At 57.0% G+C, this 18,073-nt stretch carries 14 protein-coding genes; 8 read left to right on the top strand and 6 right to left on the bottom strand.

Annotation, left to right across the window (positions count from 1 at the left end):
* Positions 1–244 precede the first annotated feature (244 nt).
* Both malP and malQ read left to right on the top strand, forming a co-directional pair.
* Entirely contained in the window at positions 245–2,635 is a 2,391-nt protein-coding gene (gene malP / locus CMQ96_RS04955) for a maltodextrin phosphorylase (RefSeq protein WP_098066134.1), read from the top strand.
* A 10-nt stretch (positions 2,636–2,645) separates the two neighbouring features.
* Positions 2,646–4,739, top strand: a complete 2,094-nt coding sequence (malQ, locus tag CMQ96_RS04950; protein ID WP_024359829.1) for a 4-alpha-glucanotransferase — start codon at positions 2,646–2,648, stop codon at positions 4,737–4,739.
* Positions 4,740–4,797: 58 nt separating this feature from the next.
* Here the strand turns inward: malQ and pckA are convergent, their stop codons facing one another.
* The 5 genes from pckA to CMQ96_RS04925 form a co-directional block, all read right to left on the bottom strand.
* On the bottom strand, positions 4,798–6,420 hold the full coding sequence (gene pckA, locus CMQ96_RS04945) for a phosphoenolpyruvate carboxykinase (ATP) (protein WP_004870264.1): 1,623 nt from the start codon (positions 6,418–6,420) through the stop codon (positions 4,798–4,800).
* 348 nt (positions 6,421–6,768) lie between these two features.
* Complete coding sequence (hslO, locus tag CMQ96_RS04940; RefSeq protein WP_162685354.1) at positions 6,769–7,653, bottom strand: Hsp33 family molecular chaperone HslO; 885 nt, start codon at positions 7,651–7,653, stop codon at positions 6,769–6,771.
* Positions 7,654–7,671: 18 nt separating this feature from the next.
* A complete protein-coding gene (gene hslR, locus CMQ96_RS04935; protein ID WP_004126060.1) occupies positions 7,672–8,073 on the bottom strand; it encodes a ribosome-associated heat shock protein Hsp15 in 402 nt (133 codons plus the stop codon).
* Positions 8,070–8,753 carry a GMP/IMP nucleotidase gene (yrfG, locus tag CMQ96_RS04930; RefSeq protein ID WP_004126058.1) on the bottom strand — a complete coding sequence of 228 codons (684 nt, stop codon included), beginning with the start codon at positions 8,751–8,753 and terminating at the stop codon, positions 8,070–8,072. The genes hslR and yrfG overlap by 4 nt, the downstream gene beginning before the upstream one ends.
* A gap of 62 nt (positions 8,754–8,815) precedes the next feature.
* Positions 8,816–10,945 carry an intracellular growth attenuator family protein gene (locus CMQ96_RS04925; RefSeq protein WP_098066132.1) on the bottom strand — a complete coding sequence of 710 codons (2,130 nt, stop codon included), beginning with the start codon at positions 10,943–10,945 and terminating at the stop codon, positions 8,816–8,818.
* A gap of 331 nt (positions 10,946–11,276) precedes the next feature.
* Between CMQ96_RS04925 and nudE the strand changes: the two genes are divergently transcribed.
* Complete coding sequence (gene nudE, locus CMQ96_RS04920) at positions 11,277–11,837, top strand: ADP compounds hydrolase NudE (protein WP_004854946.1); 561 nt, start codon at positions 11,277–11,279, stop codon at positions 11,835–11,837.
* 44 nt (positions 11,838–11,881) lie between these two features.
* On the opposite strand, the gene mrcA is transcribed toward nudE, so the two are convergent.
* Complete coding sequence (gene mrcA / locus CMQ96_RS04915) at positions 11,882–14,440, bottom strand: peptidoglycan glycosyltransferase/peptidoglycan DD-transpeptidase MrcA (RefSeq protein WP_098066130.1); 2,559 nt, start codon at positions 14,438–14,440, stop codon at positions 11,882–11,884.
* 117 nt (positions 14,441–14,557) lie between these two features.
* Here mrcA and CMQ96_RS04910 point away from each other — a divergent pair, with 117 nt between their 5' ends.
* The 5 genes from CMQ96_RS04910 to hofQ are packed head-to-tail and all read left to right on the top strand — an operon-like array spanning position 14,558 to position 17,856.
* Complete coding sequence (locus CMQ96_RS04910) at positions 14,558–15,349, top strand: pilus assembly protein (protein ID WP_098066128.1); 792 nt, start codon at positions 14,558–14,560, stop codon at positions 15,347–15,349.
* On the top strand, positions 15,346–15,879 hold the full coding sequence (locus CMQ96_RS04905) for a PilN domain-containing protein (RefSeq protein WP_082237849.1): 534 nt from the start codon (positions 15,346–15,348) through the stop codon (positions 15,877–15,879). The genes CMQ96_RS04910 and CMQ96_RS04905 overlap by 4 nt, the downstream gene beginning before the upstream one ends.
* Entirely contained in the window at positions 15,869–16,309 is a 441-nt protein-coding gene (locus CMQ96_RS04900) for a hypothetical protein (RefSeq protein WP_049090180.1), read from the top strand. The genes CMQ96_RS04905 and CMQ96_RS04900 overlap by 11 nt, the downstream gene beginning before the upstream one ends.
* Positions 16,299–16,706, top strand: coding sequence for a HofP DNA utilization family protein (locus CMQ96_RS04895; RefSeq protein WP_004132254.1), 408 nt, complete (start codon positions 16,299–16,301; stop codon positions 16,704–16,706). The genes CMQ96_RS04900 and CMQ96_RS04895 overlap by 11 nt, the downstream gene beginning before the upstream one ends.
* Complete coding sequence (gene hofQ, locus CMQ96_RS04890) at positions 16,615–17,856, top strand: DNA uptake porin HofQ (protein WP_049087555.1); 1,242 nt, start codon at positions 16,615–16,617, stop codon at positions 17,854–17,856. Before CMQ96_RS04895 ends, hofQ begins: the two co-directional genes overlap by 92 nt.
* The last annotated feature ends 217 nt before the right edge of the window (positions 17,857–18,073 follow it).

The following is an 18,073-nucleotide window of genomic DNA, read 5'->3' as shown; positions in this document are numbered from 1 at the left end:
TTTCCCGCTTTTATCGTCCTGGCTTGTAACAAAATTGTGCGCGCCAGACAGGCTGATTTGTGGTTCCAGCGTGGCGAATTTTGCAGCATAATTTTTGCCGGTAAGCTAACGTAATAGTGGCCACGATCACACTTTTCGCTCATCCCTGCTACTCCTCCCCGGCTAATCCCTGGCGGGATGAGGACGTGACTCCGGGAGGTCGGCACACTAACGCTAACGTTTTAGTAAAGGACCCGGATTACTTATGTCACAGACTTCTTTTAACAAAGCTCAGTTTCAGGCTGCACTGACGCGTCAGTGGCAGCATTTTGGTTTACAGTCCGCTTCCGAGATGACCCAGCGTCAATGGTGGCGCGCCGTAAGCGGCGCGCTGTCCGAGCTGTTGTCGGCTCAGCCGGTAGCAAAAGCGACCGAAGGACAGCGCCACGTAAACTATATCTCAATGGAGTTTTTGATTGGTCGCCTGACCGGCAACAACCTGCTCAACCTCGGCTGGTATCAGCAGGTCAGCGATGAGCTTCAGGCGCATGACGTTAACCTGACCGACCTGCTGGAAGAGGAAATCGACCCGGGCCTGGGCAACGGCGGCCTCGGTCGTCTGGCGGCATGTTTCCTTGATTCAATGGCCACCGTGGGACAATCGGCGACCGGCTACGGCCTGAACTACCAGTACGGCCTGTTCCGCCAGTCTTTCGCTGACGGTCAGCAGATGGAAGTGCCGGATGACTGGGGGCGTAATAGCTACCCGTGGTTCCGCCACAACGAAGCGCTGGACGTGCAGGTTGGCCTCGGCGGTAAAGTGACCAAAGGCGGTGAGTGGGTTCCGGCATTCGTCATTACCGGGGAAGCCTGGGATCTGCCGGTGCTGGGCTACCGCAACAACGTGGCTCAGCCGCTGCGCCTGTGGCAGGCTAAACACGCGCATCCGTTTAACCTGACCAAATTCAACGACGGTGATTTCCTGCGTGCTGAACAGCAGGGCATTGACGCCGAAAAACTGACGAAAGTTCTCTATCCGAACGATAACCATCAGGCGGGTAAAAAACTGCGTCTGATGCAGCAGTACTTCCAGTGCGCCTGTTCGGTCGCCGATATTCTGCGTCGCCATCACCTGGCGGGCCGTAAGCTGGCGGAGCTGGCGGATTATGAAGTTATCCAGCTTAACGATACTCACCCGACGATTGCGATTCCGGAACTGCTGCGCGTACTGATTGATGAGCATCAGCTGAGCTGGGACGAGGCCTGGGCGATTACCAGCAAAACCTTCGCGTATACCAACCACACCCTGATGCCGGAAGCGCTCGAGTGCTGGGATGAGAAGCTGGTAAAAGCGCTGCTGCCGCGCCACATGCAGATCATCAAAGAGATTAACGATCGCTTTAAAACGCTGGTCGATAAAACCTGGCCCGGCGATAAGCAGGTATGGGCGAAACTGGCGGTGGTGCACGATAAACAGGTTCGCATGGCGAACATGTGCGTGGTCAGCGGCTTTGCGGTTAACGGCGTGGCCGCGCTGCACTCCGACCTGGTGGTGAAAGATCTGTTCCCGGAATATCACCAGCTGTGGCCGAATAAATTCCATAACGTCACCAACGGCATTACCCCGCGCCGCTGGATCAAACAGTGCAACCCGGCTCTGGCCGCGCTGCTGGATAAAACGCTGAAGAAAGAGTGGGCCAACGATCTCGACCAACTGATCAACCTCGAAAAATATGCCGATGACGCGAAGTTCCGTCAGACGTATCGCGACATTAAGCTGGCCAACAAGGTTCGTCTGGCGGAGTTTGTGAAGCGGCGTACCGGTATCGAGATCAACCCGCAGGCGATTTTCGATATCCAGATCAAGCGTCTGCACGAGTACAAACGTCAGCACCTGAACCTGCTGAACATTCTTGCGCAGTACAAAGAAATTCGTGAGAACCCGCAGGCGGACCGCGTACCGCGCGTGTTCCTGTTCGGTGCGAAAGCGGCGCCGGGCTACTACCTGGCGAAGAATATTATCTGGGCGATCAACAAGGTTGCCGCCGCGATCAACAACGATCCGCTGGTCGGCGATAAGCTGAAAGTGGTGTTCCTGCCGGACTACTGCGTCTCGGCGGCGGAAATGCTGATCCCGGCGGCGGATGTCTCAGAGCAGATCTCAACGGCGGGTAAAGAGGCCTCCGGTACCGGCAACATGAAGCTGGCGCTGAACGGCGCGCTGACCGTGGGAACCCTTGACGGGGCGAACGTGGAAATCGCTGAGCAGGTAGGCGAAGAAAACATCTTTATCTTCGGTCATACCGTGGAAGAAGTGAAAGCGCTGAAGGCCAAAGGCTACGATCCGCTGAAATGGCGTAAGAAAGACAAGCTGCTGGACGCTGTGCTGAAAGAGCTGGAGAGCGGTAAATACAGCGATGGCGATAAGCATGCTTTCGACCAGATGCTGCACAGTCTGCTGAAAGGCGGCGACCCGTACCTGGTGCTGGCGGATTTTGAAGCCTACGTGGCGGCGCAGAAGCAGGTTGATGAGCTGTATCGCGACCAGGAAGCCTGGACGCGCGCGACGATTCTGAACACCGCGCGCTGCGGCATGTTCAGCTCCGACCGCTCGATTCGCGATTATCAGCAACGTATCTGGCAGGCAAAACGCTAAGGACAGGCCTATGGAGACTAAACGCCTTGATAACGCAGCCCTGGCGGCGGGAATAAGCCCAAGCTATATCAACGCGCACGGTAAGCCGCAGTCCATTGCTGCGGCCACTAAGCAGCGGCTGCTTGATGCGATGCATCGTACCACTGTCACCCCGAAGGTGGCGGTTAACCCGCTGCCAGCGGTGCAGGTATTCACCCACGGCAAAAAGATGTCTCTGCCGGTAGCGGGCCAGGGGGAGTTCCACTGGATCCTCACCACCGAAGAAGGGAAACAGTATCAGGGCCAGGCGCGCGGCGGTGAAACGCTGCCGCTGCCGGCAAGATTACCGGAAGGGTACCATACGCTGACGCTGACTCAGGACGGCGATCGCTGGCACTGCCGGGCGATCGTCGCGCCCGCGCGCTGCTACGAACCGCAGGCGCTGAAGGATGGCCAGAAGCTGTGGGGAACCTGCGTGCAGCTGTATACGCTGCGCTCGGAGAAGAACTGGGGGATTGGTGACTTCGGCGATTTACGCGCGATGCTACCGGAAATCGCCCGCCGGGGCGGCTCGTTTATCGGACTTAACCCGATTCACGCCCTCTATCCGGCTAACCCGGAGAGCGCCAGTCCGTACAGCCCCTCTTCGCGCCGCTGGCTCAACGTTATCTATATTGACGTCAATGCGGTAGAGGATTTCCGTCACAGCAAAGAGGCGCAGAAATGGTGGCATTCACCGGCTACGCAGCAGACTTTACAGGCGGCGCGTCAGACCGATGATGTTGACTATACCGCCGTGACCACCCTCAAGCTCACCGCGCTGCGCATGGCCTGGAAAGGTTTTTCCGCGCGCAACGATGAGGCGATGGCGGAGTTCCGCCAGTTTGTCACGCGCGAGGGCGACAGCCTGTACTGGCAGGCGGCGTTTGACGCGCTGCACGCCTGGCAGGTTAAGCAGGATCCGATGCGCTGGGGCTGGCCCGCGTGGCCGAAGGCTTATCAGGATACCGATAGCCCGGAGGTTAAAGCGTTCTGCGCCGAACATGCCGACGAGGTGAATTTTTACCTGTGGCTGCAATGGCTCGCTTACACCCAGTTCGCCGAGTGCTGGCATACCAGCCAGAACGATTCCATGCCGATCGGCCTGTATCGTGACCTGGCGGTGGGCGTTGCGGAAGGCGGGGCTGAGACCTGGTGCGATCGCGAACTGTACTGCCTGAAGGCTTCCGTCGGCGCGCCGCCGGATATCCTCGGCCCGCTGGGGCAAAACTGGGGCCTGCCGCCGATGGATCCGCATATCATGGTGGCGCGCGCCTATGAGCCCTTCGTCGAGCTGCTGCGCGCGAATATGCAAAACTGCGGGGCGCTCCGCATCGATCACGTGATGTCGGTACTGCGTCTGTGGTGGATCCCTTACGGCGAGACGGCCGATCATGGCGCCTATGTGCAGTATCCGGTAGACGATCTGTTGTCGATTCTGGCGCTGGAGAGTAAGCGTCATCGCTGTATGGTGATCGGCGAGGATCTGGGAACCGTACCGGTTGAAATCGTCGGCAAGCTGCGTAAAAGCGGCGTTTACTCCTACAAAGTGCTCTATTTCGAAAATGACCACGAAAAGACTTTCCGTGCGCCGAAGGCGTATCCGGAGCAATCAATGGCTGTGGCTACGACGCATGACCTGCCAACGCTGCGCGGCTACTGGGAAAGCGGCGACCTGACGCTGGGTAAATCGCTCGGCCTGTATCCGGATGAGGTGGTACTGCGCGGACTGTATCAGGATCGCGAGCTGGCGAAGCAGGGGCTGCTGGATGCTCTGCACCGCTACGGCTGTCTGCCGAAGCGTACCGGGCATAAAGCGTCGCTGATGGCGATGACGCCGACCCTGAATCGTGGGATGCAGCGCTATATCGCCGACAGCAACAGCGCGCTGCTGGGCCTGCAGCCGGAGGATTGGCTGGTGATGGCCGAGCCGGTCAATATTCCCGGGACCAGCACCGAGTATCCAAACTGGCGTCGTAAGCTTTCCACCACGCTTGAGGCGATGTTTGCCGATGAGCAGGTGAATAAGCTGATTAAGGATCTGAATAAGCGGCGTAAGGCGGCAAGTAAGAAGAAGCCTGCCTGATGTAAGCCTAAAAAAAGCCGGGAAGCGATTCCCGGCTTTTTCATATCTGCGGACCTGATTAGCGTTTCGGCCCTGCGGCCACCAGCGCAGCGCCCGCTGGCGTATCGGTGTACTTCTCGAAGTTCTCAATAAACAGCTTCGCCAGCTGCTCCGCTTTCTCCTGCCACTGCTCTGGCGAGCCGTAGGTGTTGCGCGGGTCGAGGATATGGGTATCCACCCCCGGCAGCTCGGTCGGGATCTGCAGCTCAAACATCGGCAGAGTGAAGGTTTCGGCATTGTCCAGCGAACCATCAAGAATCGCATCGATTATGGCGCGGGTATCTTTGATCGAGATACGTTTGCCGGTGCCGTTCCAGCCGGTGTTGACCAGATAGGCCTGGGCGCCGGAAGCCTGCATACGTTTCACCAGCACTTCTGCGTACTGCGTCGGGTGCAGCGACAGGAAGGCGGCGCCAAAGCAGGCGGAGAAGGTTGGCGTCGGCTCCGTGACGCCGCGCTCGGTACCGGCCAGCTTGGCGGTGAAGCCAGACAGGAAGTGGTACTGGGTCTGGTCGGCGGTCAGACGAGAAACCGGCGGCAGAACGCCAAACGCGTCGGCGGTCAGGAAGATAACCTTGGTGGCATGACCGGCTTTGGAGATGGGCTTAACGATGTTCTCGATATGATTGATCGGATAAGAGACGCGGGTGTTTTCGGTCTTTGAACCGTCGTTAAAATCGATGGTGCCATCGGCCAGCACGACCACGTTCTCCAGCAGCGCATCGCGGCGAATCGCATGATAAATATCCGGCTCCGCGGCTTCGGAAAGCTTAATGGTCTTAGCGTAGCAGCCGCCTTCGAAGTTGAATACCCCGTCGTCATCCCAGCCGTGTTCATCATCGCCAATCAGGCGGCGTTTCGGATCGGTAGAGAGGGTGGTCTTGCCGGTACCGGAAAGGCCGAAGAAGATAGCGACATCCTCTTTTTCCCCGACGTTGGCGGAGCAGTGCATGGAAGCGATGCCCTTCAGCGGCAGCAGGTAGTTCATAATCGAGAACATCCCTTTTTTCATTTCGCCGCCGTACCAGGTTCCGCCGATAAGCTGGATGCGCTCGGTCAGATTGAACGCGACGAAGTTTTCGGAGTTCAGACCCTGTTCTTTCCACTGCGGGTTGGTGCACTTAGCGCCGTTCATCACGATGAAATCCGGCTTGAAGTTCGCCAGCTCTTCATCGCTTGGGCGAATAAACATGTTCTTCACGAAATGCGCCTGCCAGGCGACTTCGGTAATAAAGCGGACGCTCAGGCGGGTGTCGGCGTTGGCGCCGCAGAAGGCGTCAACGATAAACAGGCGCTTGCCGGAGAGCTGGCGGGTCACCAGCCCCTTCAGGTGCTGCCACGTTTCCTCAGAAAGCGGCTTGTTGTCGTTCTTACCTTTGCCTTTATCGGCCCACCACACGGTATCGCGGGTGGTGTCGTCACGAACGATATACTTATCTTTTGGAGAACGGCCGGTAAAAATACCGGTATCTACGGCGATTGCACCAAGATTTGTTAATACGCCACGTTCATAACCTTGAAGATTGGGGGCGAGCTCTTCCTGATACAAAGTATCGTAGCTGGGGTTATGGACGATATCCTGGACGTCATTGATACCATAAGCCTTGAGATCCTGCGGGGTTAAACCATTATTAACGCGCATGTCACTGCTCCTTAGCCAATATGTACTGCTTTAAATTGTAGGGTTTATTACGGGGTATAGACCGCGACCAGGCTCATAGATTTACGTATCTCGACAAACGGCGGACTTACGAAAAACGTTGTGACTCCTGTCACGAGGCGCAGGGGATTATCTCAGGAATTAGGGCTACAGTGGGGGTAGATGTTTCTTAATTGTTAAAAAGTAATTAAAAAAACTGTTGAAATGTGAATGTAATCGCTTACCTGAAAGAAAATTACGTAACTCTTTCATGGGGAATCGATTCACCACGCGAAGAAAAATTGTTGACGCCAGGCGCGAGGAGGAAAACCGCGCCTGACAAAGTGAGGATTAGTGGATTTGCGGGTCGGCCGGGGAGGCGTTGTTACGAATTTCGGCAATATCCATCGCATTAAAGATGTAATGATTACCGCAATAGTCGCAGTGCATATCGATTTCTCCTTCGTCGGCCAGGATGCTATCGATCTCCTCATCCGGCAGCGTTTTCAGCGCGCCGGCGCAGCGCTCGCGGGAGCAGGTGCATTTAAACTCAACGCCCTGCGGCTCGTATACGGTAACTTCTTCTTCGTGATACAGGCGCCAGAGCACATCGTTTGCGGGCAGGGTAAACAGCTCTTCAGCTTTGATGGTTTCGGTCAGCGTGCTCAGATGTTCGAAATCAGCCGCCTGCGCGTCCTGCGCCGGCAGAACCTGCAGCAGCATGCCGCCGGCCATCGGTTTACCTTCGTGTTCACCGCTACGGATAATCAGTCGGGTTGGCAGCTGTTCGGAGCGCTGGAAGTAATCTTCGAGGCAGGCCGCCAGCGTATCGCCTTCAAGACCGACCACCCCCTGATAGCGCTCGCCCTCTTCCGGAGAGATGGTAATGACCAGATATCCGTTGCCGACCATGGTTTTCAGGTCCGCCCCTTCCGGGATCTCACCCTGGGTGCGGGCGACACCGCGCATCTGCTGCTGGTTGTTGCCGTTGATCACCGCCAGCGACAGCGGGCCATCGCCCTGCAGCTGAACGGTAATATCGCCCGCGAACTTCAGCGTGGCGGTCAGCAGGCTGGTGGCGACCAGCAGTTCCGCCAGCACGGTTTTCACCGGCTGCGGGTAGCTATGGTTGGTCAGAATCTGTTCTAAAGTTTCTGAAACTGTTACCAGCTCACCGCGTACGGCATAGTTTTCAAACAGATAGCGGTGTAATTGATCGTGTTGAGTCATAATCATCTCTCTTGCGGGCCACAGTTATTCACTATCGCCGTGTTTAAATCTCATCAGGTCGCGCCGCTCTTTCTTATCCGGTCGCCTGTCGGGATGCGGCATGGTTAAGGCGTTCATTTTGCGCGCCAGCGCCACTTTCTCGCGTTTCTCGATGCTCTCAGCCGTCTCTTCATAAAGCGCGACGGCTTCACTGGCGGGTCTGCGCTGTTCGGTAATGCCTTTTACCACGATGGTGCGTTCGTCATTGCCCTGGCGGAGCATCAGGGTCGCATTCAGCTCGACTACCTTTCCCGGCTTACTGCGCTGTCCGTTATAGTGCACCTTGCCGCCTTCAATCATCTCGCGCGCCAGCGCACGGGTTTTATAAATGCGGGCTGCCCACAACCATTTGTCCAGCCTGACGGCTTCGACGGGTTTTTCTTTCATGGCCTCTCCTGTAGGGTCAGCGAGGGGATCAGGTGCCGGTAATCGTTCAACCCTGGATGGCGAGCGTAGCTTTTTTCCGCCAGCCCGGAGTCGGGATTGGTGATACCGAGGCAATAGCGGATGCCGTACTCCGCCGCCGCGTCCAGAATTGCCTCGTTATCATCGACGAACAGCGTATTGCGCGCGTCGAAGCCGGTTTCTTCAGCTACCGCGTGCCACAGCCGCTGATCCTCTTTCGGATAACCAAATGTGTGGGTGGAAAGCAATAAATCAAGGTGCGCGTCCAACCCGGTATGCTTTAGCTTCACCGCCAGATTATGCGGATGGGCGTTGGTCAGCAAAATCCGCCGTTTACCGCTGGTTTTAAGCGCCTCAAGGAACGGCACGGTATCTTCACGCAGCGCGGCCCTTGGCCCCTGCTCGCTGGTCATCGCACAAATATCCAAACCCAGTCGCTCGCTCCAGTAGTCCAGGCAGTACCAGTTTAGCGTATGTTGTACCGCATGATACTCCTGGCGCATCGCGTCTCTGGCTTCCTGCAGGTTGAGCCCCCGCGCGGCGCCCCAGGTTTCCGGAACCAGTTTTTGCCAGAAGTAGTTGTCGAAGGCGAGGTCGAGTAGCGTGCCGTCCATATCCAGCAGAACGGTATCAACCTCTTGCCAGGCGATATCAAAATGCATGGTCAGTCTCCAGCGAGGGGGAAAATTGCGCGACAGGTTATCACACCCCGTCGCGCAGAGAATTATTCTTGCGGGTCGGGTGAGGAAAGCAGAACCGGATTCAGGCAGCTTTCATAGTATTTCTGGATCTCTTCCTGTCGCTGGCGATGGCGCTGATAGCGACGAAAAGCCTGGATACCGTGATACGCCGAACAGCCCAGCATGGCCAGCAGTAGCAGCGTTGTGCCGAGGTAACGCCACAGACCGGAGCGGTCAGGAATACGATGCAGGTTGATATGCTGCGTGCCGTTGGCATCGGTGTAAAGATTGGTGACGATGCCTTCTGCCTGGAACGGCGTGTGCATTAGCATACCCGCCAGACGCTGCAGTTCGCTCCATTGCTGGTGGGCAGGGAAGTCGTATAAGCCGGTGCCTGGCCACGGCTGGTTCACCAGGTCGCTGCCTTCATCGCTGGCAATCAGGAAACCGCCGGGCGCCGGGCTATTCAGCGCCTGCGCCGCGCGCGAGGTTTCACGGCTGATGAACGGCGCGGTGGAGGTGGTGACCAGGTTCTCCAGCGACTCCGCGCTTACCGGGCGTAACAGGACGTTGACGCCGTCCAGTTTGCCCGCGCTGGCGCGTTTGGTCAGGGCTTCCCAGTTGCGGGTGTTGCCGAGGTTAACCAGCGCATTCTTCAAACGAACGCAATCGTCTTTCGCTGAGCACAGGTCGTTGGTTTTTGTGACGAGATCGCCAAAGTCATCCAGCAGCACCATGCCTGACTTCTGAATGGCGGAACGCAGCGCCGGGCTGACGCGCGAATCTTCATCGGATTCGGGATGGAGCTGGCGCTGGACGGTCTGCATCAGGGCGGTGGCCTTACTGACGATATCTGATTCCGGCAGCGGCAGGGGAGGGGCATCATTCCAGACGATTTGCGAACAATCGAACGGCATAAACGGCGAGTTTTCTTTTGCCGTCCAGGCGCCCGGCGAATGGATGTTGCACATTCCTGTGCCTTTCAGGCGCAGCGTGTCGCCGATGCGAATCTTTGACTTCTCCAACTGGGCAACCGTCGTGGCTTCGATAGTTTGCGCGCCCTTGAGCCATGAAAGGGTGAATTTAAAAGGCATATTCAGCGGTACGCTGGCCCACAGCATCACGACGATCAGCAGCGCGCCGAGGGCGATAATCGCGCTGCGGAGCCAGTACTGAAGCGGGAAGTCTTTGACCTCATCATGCAGCGACAGGAAGCGCCCCTGGCGGACAACGTGGCGGCTGAGGTAGATATCGATATCCGTTTGCTGGCCGAGGTCCTGCGCAATCCATGGTTGCCAGTGGCGCGGGTAGATAAGGTCGATAATGCCGAGGGAAATATTATTGATATGTTCCTGGTTATTTTCGCCAAACAATCCCCAGCGTTTCGGCATGCCGCGCAGGCAGTGAATTTCCCGCAGCGATGTTTTGCGCGGGGGAGCGTAGATCCCCCATACGCCTGCCAGCAGCAGGAGTAACCCGCCGCCCAGCAGCCAGGGCGAAAAAACGTTCGGGGTTATCAGGCTGCAATAAAACAGCAGGAAAGCGGCAACCACCAGAATGGCTTCGCGCAGACTCTCAGGGCGGCTGAGCGCATGCTCTTCCGGTGTTTCCTGGCGGATGTTCAGCAGCTCAATTTGCTCGCTCTCTTCCCCGCGGATGGATGCCTGAGGCACCGCGGCTTTTTCAAGCGCGAACCCCCGAGATTCCTGTGGATAGTCGCTGAGCGTTTGCCCATTGAGAGCAATCACCAGCGGAAGGCTATCGGTGGAGATTAACTCGACGCTGTTTTCATCATTGATATGTTGCTCCCAGAAGGGAGGTAGATGAATTTCAACTGAATCAAGGAAGTAGCGCCATTTATTGAGGTCATCGGTGGTGATGCCATAGCGCGTAATGGCGCGGGTGACGCTATAAACGGTGCCGCTCTGTTCGTTCAGCGTCAGGTTGACCGGCGCGGTGCTGGCGCCAGACGCCGGCAACTGCTGGTTGCGGCTGAGGCTTTCGAGGTATTTTTCAACGGCGCTGCGCTCTTCATCGGAAAGCTTGCGCGTCGCGGCATCGCTAAAGGCGTGCAGCAGCGGCAGGCGACGACGTCTTGTATGCGTGCGATACCACCAGCCGATAAGCAATGCGCAGATTAGCAGAGCTAACAAAAATATCAGAAAGGTGCCCATGCCCATCCCATCATAGTTATTCTTTTCTTACTGGTATCGTCGGTTGCCATGCATCAATGGAGGTAAAACAGCCGTCGAAATCGGCACTTATTACGTCAACGGGAGAAAATCTATTATGCAATGCAGCAGCATACAACCTTATCAAAAGCGTTAAAATCCAGGAATCAGTATATTCTCAAATACCGTTCAACCTATTGACTTTTTAGTCTTTGTGATACCTGTGGTCAAGACGAAAAAGTTGCAACTATGTAAATTAGTGGCGATTAGGATTGCCGAAACCGTGCTGCGTATCGCACAATGACCGCTGTAATCACAGCATAGACCGATGACAATGAGCAAATCATTACAAAAACCCACCATTCTCAATGTTGAAACAGTCGCGCGCTCGCGCCTTTTTAATGTTGAAAGCGTGGACCTTGAGTTCAGCAACGGCGTGCGCCGGGTGTATGAACGGATGCGGCCTTCTACCCGTGAAGCCGTGATGATTGTGCCGATTGTCGATGACCATATAATCCTGATTCGCGAATATGCAGTTGGTACGGAGTCCTATGAGCTGGGCTTTTCAAAAGGCCTGATCGATCCGGGCGAAAGCGTACTGGAAGCCGCCAACCGTGAGCTGAAAGAAGAGGTTGGGTTTGGCGCGCAAAAGCTGACGTTTTTGAAAAAGCTGAGCATGGCCCCGTCCTACTTCTCCAGCAAGATGAATATCCTGGTGGCGGAAGACCTTTATCCGGAGTCGTTGCCCGGCGATGAGCCCGAGCCGCTGCCGCAGGTGCGCTGGCCGCTGTCGCAGCTGATGACGCTGCTTGATGAAGAAGATTTCAACGAAGCGCGTAACGTTAGCGCGCTTTTCCTGCTGCGCGAATGGCTGCAGGCGCAGGGGCGGCTGTAGCGCCTCTCTCAGATAAAAAAAGCGCCCGCAGGCGCTTTTTTTTGTCAGAACAGTTCGTGGGTCTCGCCCCCGCCATCGGTAATGGTGGTGCCGACTTCATGAACCGCCTGTTGGGTCGGCTGGGTGCCGTCAATAAAGTACTCGGCGCGGCTGTTACCGCCGCTGGCCAACTGGCCGGTGCTGCGATCGATGTTCACCGTAATAATACCCGGCGGCGGCGTTAGCGGCTCTTCCGGTACGCCTTCCAGCACCCTTTTCATAAAGTCATCCCAGGCCGGCTGGGCGCTTTTAGCGCCGCCTTCATAGCCGGATATCTGATCTTTGATTGCTCCGGAGGCGGTGGTGCGGCCCAGATCGCGGCGGTGGTCATCAAAGCCAATCCATACCGACGTTACGACGCCAGGACCATAGCCTGAGAACCACGCATCTTTTGAACTGTTGGTGGTCCCGGTTTTGCCGCCGATATCGTGACGCTGCAGGTCGCGGCCCGCCCGCCAGCCGGTACCCATCCAGCCCGGTTCGCCGAAGATGTTGGTGTTCAGGGCGCTTTTAATCAGGAACGCCAGCGGCGTGTTGATCACGTGCGGCGCGTACTCCGGAGCGCCACTTTGCGCCACCAGAGACTGGTTCGCCTGCGCAAGCTGCGGCTGTGGAGGAACGCCGGGGTTTTGCGGGTCCTGTGAGGTCGCGACGTCCTCAACATCTTTATTATCCAGTACATCAGACTTCGGCGTATCGCCGTAAATCACCGGAATATCGCACTGTGGGCAGGCAACTTTTGGCCGCTCTTCAAAAATGACGCCGCCCTGATCGTTCTCGATTTTGCTGATGAAATAAGGGCTCACCAGGAAACCGCCGTTAGCCATCACCGAATAACCGCGAGCAACCTGAAGCGGGGTGAAAGAGGCTGAACCCAGCGCCAGCGATTCGGTCCGAACGATGTTCTGTGCCGGGAAGCCAAAGCGCTGGAGATACTCAGCCGCGTAGTCCACGCCCATGGCCCGCATCGCGCGAACCATCACCACGTTCTTTGATTGACCCAGCCCCTGACGCAGGCGGATAGGGCCCGCATACTGCGGCGGTGAGTTTTTGGGGCGCCAGTCGGAGCCGGAGCCGGCATCCCAACGGGAAATTGGCACATCGTTGAGCATGCTCGCCAGCGTTAAGCCTTTATCCATTGCTGCAGTGTAGAGGAACGGCTTAATGTTAGAACCGACCTGGCGCAGCGCCTGTGTCGCACGGTTGAACTTGCTCTGGTTGAAATCGAAGCCGCCAACTAGCGCAATGATCGCCCCGTTTTGCGGGTTGATCGAGACCAGCGCTGAGTTGACATCCGGCACCTGCGACAACCACCAGTTGCTACCCACCTGACGTACCCAGACCTGTTGCCCGGTCTGCACCACATCGTTTACTTTACGCGGCGTGGCGCCCTGCTGGGTATCAGAAATAAACCGACGCGCCCAGCGGACGCCTTCCATATTCAGCGACACCGAGGTTCCGTTACTCATTAGCGCGACGGCTTCCTGCGGATTTGCCGACGTGATGACCGCCGGCGAGAGCGGTCCGGTATTCGGGGTTTTTTTCAGCATATCGAGGATTTTCTGGTTATCCCACGGCGTTTCACCCACCTTCCACAGCACCTTGTCCGGGCCGCGATAGCCGTGGCGCATGTCGTAATCCAGCACGTTTTTACGCACGGCCTCCTGGGCCGACTGCTGATTTTTACGGGTAATGGTGGTGTAGACGCGATAACCGTCTTCATAAGCCTGCTCGCCGTAGCGGCTGACCATTTCCTGACGCACCATTTCGCTGAGATACGGGGAGGAGAAGGCGATTTCCGGCGTATGGTAGCTGGCGTCAATCATCTGGCTACGCGCCTGATCGTACTGCGACTGCGTGATGTAGCCTTCGCTCAGCATCCGTGAGAGAACAACGTTGCGGCGGGTGGTTGCACGATCCATGGAGTAGAGCGGGTTAAACGTCGAAGGCGCTTTAGGCAGGCCCGCAATGACCGCCATCTCGCTCAGCGTCAACTGGTCGACGGATTTACCGAAATAGACCTGCGCGGCCGCGCCGACGCCGTAGGCGCGGTAGCCAAGATAGATTTTGTTCAGGTACAGCTCAAGGATTTCATCTTTATTGAGCAACTGCTCGATGCGGATCGCGAGGAAGGCTTCTTTTACCTTACGCATCAACGTCTTTTCAGGGCTCAGGAAGAAGTTGCGCGCCAGCTGTTGAGTAATTGTACTGGCCCCCTGAGAGGCGTGACCGGAGAACATCGCGACGCTGGCGGCGCGGAAAATCCCGACCGGGTCAACGCCATGATGCTCATAAAAACGGCTGTCTTCGGTGGCGATAAACGCTTTTATCAGCTCTGGCGGCATTTGCTGTAGCGTGACGGGAATACGGCGTTTCTCGCCATATTGCGCAATCAGCTCACCATCCGCGCTATAGACCTGCATCGGGATCTGCAGGCGCACATCCTTCAGGGTTGCTACGTCGGGGAGCTGGGGCTCTATATATTTATAGAGACCAAAAATCGAGCCTGCTCCCAGCAGTACGCAACATACTGCAAGGATAAAAAGATACTTTACGAACTTCACCGGAGATTTCTCATTTAGTTTTCATTGGGCAGTTTATAAACAAACGCGCAGTAGTATAAAGGCAAGCCTGGAGCATTGATATAGCGAAGCATATCGGCGGATAAGGAGATCGTAAGCATGGCGTTTAGAAACTGGCGCATAGGAATGCATATCCAGCAGGACCATATTGCTATTGTCGCGTTATTACATGAGCGCTCACGCTGGGCGCTACGCCGCTGGTGGAGTATCCCGCTCATGCCCGGTAGCGTGCGGCAGGGAATGGTGGTGGACGTTGAATCGCTGGCCCGCCAGCTGCAAAGCTGGCGGCGGGAGCTGCCTTTGCAGCATCAGATCTGTATCGCCTTCCCGGCGGCGCGAACCCTGCAAAAGCAGCTCCCGCGCCCGCAGATTTCATTAAGAGAAAGCGAACAGGCGACCTGGATTGCCAGCGCGATGGCGCAGCAGCTGGAAATGCCCGCATCTTCGCTATGCGTCGATTATGCGCAAACCGGAGCGGTTGATGGCTGGCGGGTTACCGCCGCGCAGCGGTTGGACGTTAACCTTCTGTGCCGCCTGGCAAGTCGACTCAAGCTGAGGGTGGTGGGGATTGTTCCGGATGCCAGCACGCTTAGCGCCTTTCTCCCCTGGCAACCTGATGACGTTCAGGGGCTGGCCTGGCGTGACGAAGCGAGCTGGCTTTGGGCCACCGCCGATAGCTGGGGATGCTGTCCGTGCAGCGACGCTCCCTCTTTTCCAGACCTGGTATCCCGGGTGAATGGCGGTACGTTTCGCCTCTGCGCCTCCGCATCGCCCGACGGGCGGAATTTTGACGCCTGGAGCGCTATCCATCGCCTGCAGCCCCCGCTCCCGGCACGTGGCGATAGCTTTACCGTTGCCCTCGGCCTGGCGCTGGGAGCGCGTCAGTCATGAGCCATATAGTCAACTTCCTTCCCTGGCGCGAAACGCGTCGACGGCAACGTCTGCAGATGGCGGGTCTGCTGATTCTTGGTTTGCTGCTTATTCTGCTGGCGGCGCTCCTCACTTCACGGCTCAACCAGCGGGTCAGCCACTCGCTTGAAACCGCGAAGACTAGCGCTGAAGACCAGCTGTATACCGCCTTTCAGCAGCGTGAGCGCGCCATGCGCCAACGGTTACAGCAGCAGGAACAACGACGCCTGCGCGCTCTGCGGCGGGAGAAAACCGCCGCGTGGCAGTCGAGGTTGCAGGCGATAGCGGCGCTTATGCCGGAACACGCCTGGTTAACCCAACTGGAATACCGCCAGAATACCCTGGTACTGAGCGGACTCACGTTGCATCTAAAGGGGCTGGCTGAGCTTGAAAAAGCGCTGGGGAGTGTTGCCGGCTTGCGTCCGCCAAAGGCGGGAGAAACGCACCGCGACGGTGAAGGGCGCTGGTTATTTCACTTTTCCATGGCCGGAGAGGACGACAATGCGGGTTGAGATTGAACGCTGGCTGACGGGGCGCAAAAGCCTGTTAACAATACCTGTCGTCCTGGTTTTCATTGCCGGAGTCTGGGGATGGCTACTGCAGCCCCCCCAACCAGACATTAACGCGGGCGGCACGCCGCGCATACAAGCGCAGTGGCGCAAATTGTTGCCGCTGCGGGCTGCGCTACAAAACGTTGGTATTGATGAGCAACAAACCCAGGCTTTCTCTCCCATTGACCTCCCGGTGACGGGCGCTGCGCTTATGGACTGGCGGCCAATAGGGCGCGGTGGCGAGATGCAGCTGGCGGTTGACTGGCAAGCGGTACCGGCGCTTTTTTCCTGGCTGGCCCGCTGCGGGATGCGAGCCACGGCTTTCTCAATGCAGCCGGAAAATCAGGCTCTACGGCTGATCCTGCAACTGGAGGCGGAAGATGCGCCGTAAAGGCTGGTGTTTACTGCTGTTTCCTCTGCCGCTGCTGGCTGCGGAACGCGATCCCTTTCAGCCTCCGGTCGATAGTTGCCGGACTGCGCAGCTTAATCAATGGCGCTACGGTGGGGCGATAGGCGATCCGCGAGAGTTGATTGGCATCCTGCAGGATAGCGCCGGGAAATGGCGCCGCGTGAGGGATGCGGAGACGCTGCCTACAGGCTGGCGGGTGACGCTTCTGACATCTGAAAAAATGGCTATATCAACCAGCGCCGGGTGTGAACCCGCGCAGTGGGTCTGGCTGCGAAAGGGAATAAAGAATGATGCGATGGATAAGCCTGCTGTTTCTACTCCTGCCGATGATGGTCGACGCGGTAAAAAAGGATCTTCCCGTGTCGCTGGTCGTCGATGATGCGCCGGTGGCCCAGGTACTCCAGTCGTTGGCGGAGCTAAAGCAAAAAAATCTCGTGGTGGCGCCGGACGTTAGCGGAACGGTATCTCTCCAACTGAAGGAAGTGCCGTGGCAGCAGGCGCTGCGATCGGTTATCGATAGCGCCGGTCTGACCCTGACCCAACAAGGCTCGGTACTGTACGTGCATACTCTGGTCTGGCAAAAGGCGCAGCAGGCACAGCTTGAGGCGGAGAGAGCAAAGCGTCTACAGAATCTCCCTCTACAGGGGCATAGCATGAGCCTGCGTTATGCTGATGTAGAGGATCTGGCCAAAGCGGGCGAAAAACTGCTGAGCGCTCGCGGGCATCTGACGGTCGATAAACGAACCAACCGCCTGTTGATTCGCGATGACGCCCAACACCTCCCGGCGTTAATAGCATGGGTTCAGGAGATGGATGTGCCTGTCGGCCAGGTTGAGCTGGCGGCGCATATTGTCTCAATGAGCGAAACCAGCCTGCGTGAACTGGGCGTGAAGTGGAGCCTGGCGGACGCCAGCAGCCCACCAGGCTCCGGTAAACTGACGACCCTGAGCAGCAACCTGGCGGTAGGGGATGCCAGTACGAGGGCCGGGTTTAACATCGGCCGCATCGGTGGGCGGCTCCTGGAGCTGGAGCTTTCCGCACTTGAGCAGAAACAGAAGGTGGACATTATCGCCAGCCCCCGTCTGCTGGCTTCACATATGCAGCCCGCCAGCATTAAGCAGGGCAGCGAGATACCCTATCAGGTCTCCAGCGGCGAAAGCGGCGCGACCTCCGTTGAGTTTAAAGAGGCGGTGCTGGGGATGGAGGTGACGCCGACGGTGCTACATCACGATCGCGTGCGGTTAAAACTGAGGATCAGTGAAAATACGCCGGGCCAGGTGCTCAAACAGGAAAATGGCGAAGTGCTGGCTATCGATAAACAAGAAATAGAAACGCAGGTGGAGGTGAAAAGCGGAGAGACCCTGGCGTTAGGCGGTATCTTTGCGCAAAAAAATAAAACGTCTCGCGATGGTATTCCTCTACTTGGCGATATCCCCTGGCTTGGCCAGCTGTTTCGCCGTGACGGTAAGGATAACGAACGACGTGAACTGGTTGTCTTCATTACTCCACGTATTCTGGCAGTGCATTAAGCGGTTTTTCTTGCTAAACACGTTTCAGGTGTTTGACGTGAGGACGGATTTAGCATACAAGGGGTACCGATTTGAGAGTCGGGTACGACATCAATCCTCCCTTTCTTGTCCGGTGATTTATTCTGTTGCCAAACCAGCCGGAGTATTGAGATAATTTTTAGTCTGACTCTCGCTCTATTGCATATGAGGTTTCAGTTCATGTCCTGCTGCGCTGGGT

The sequence above is a fragment of the Klebsiella sp. MBT K-1 genome, from assembly GCF_002556465.1.
In the GTDB taxonomy this organism is placed as follows: domain Bacteria; phylum Pseudomonadota; class Gammaproteobacteria; order Enterobacterales; family Enterobacteriaceae; genus Klebsiella; species Klebsiella grimontii.
Note: the sequence above shows the minus strand (reverse complement) of the source record. Positions and strands in the feature narration are given on the sequence as shown.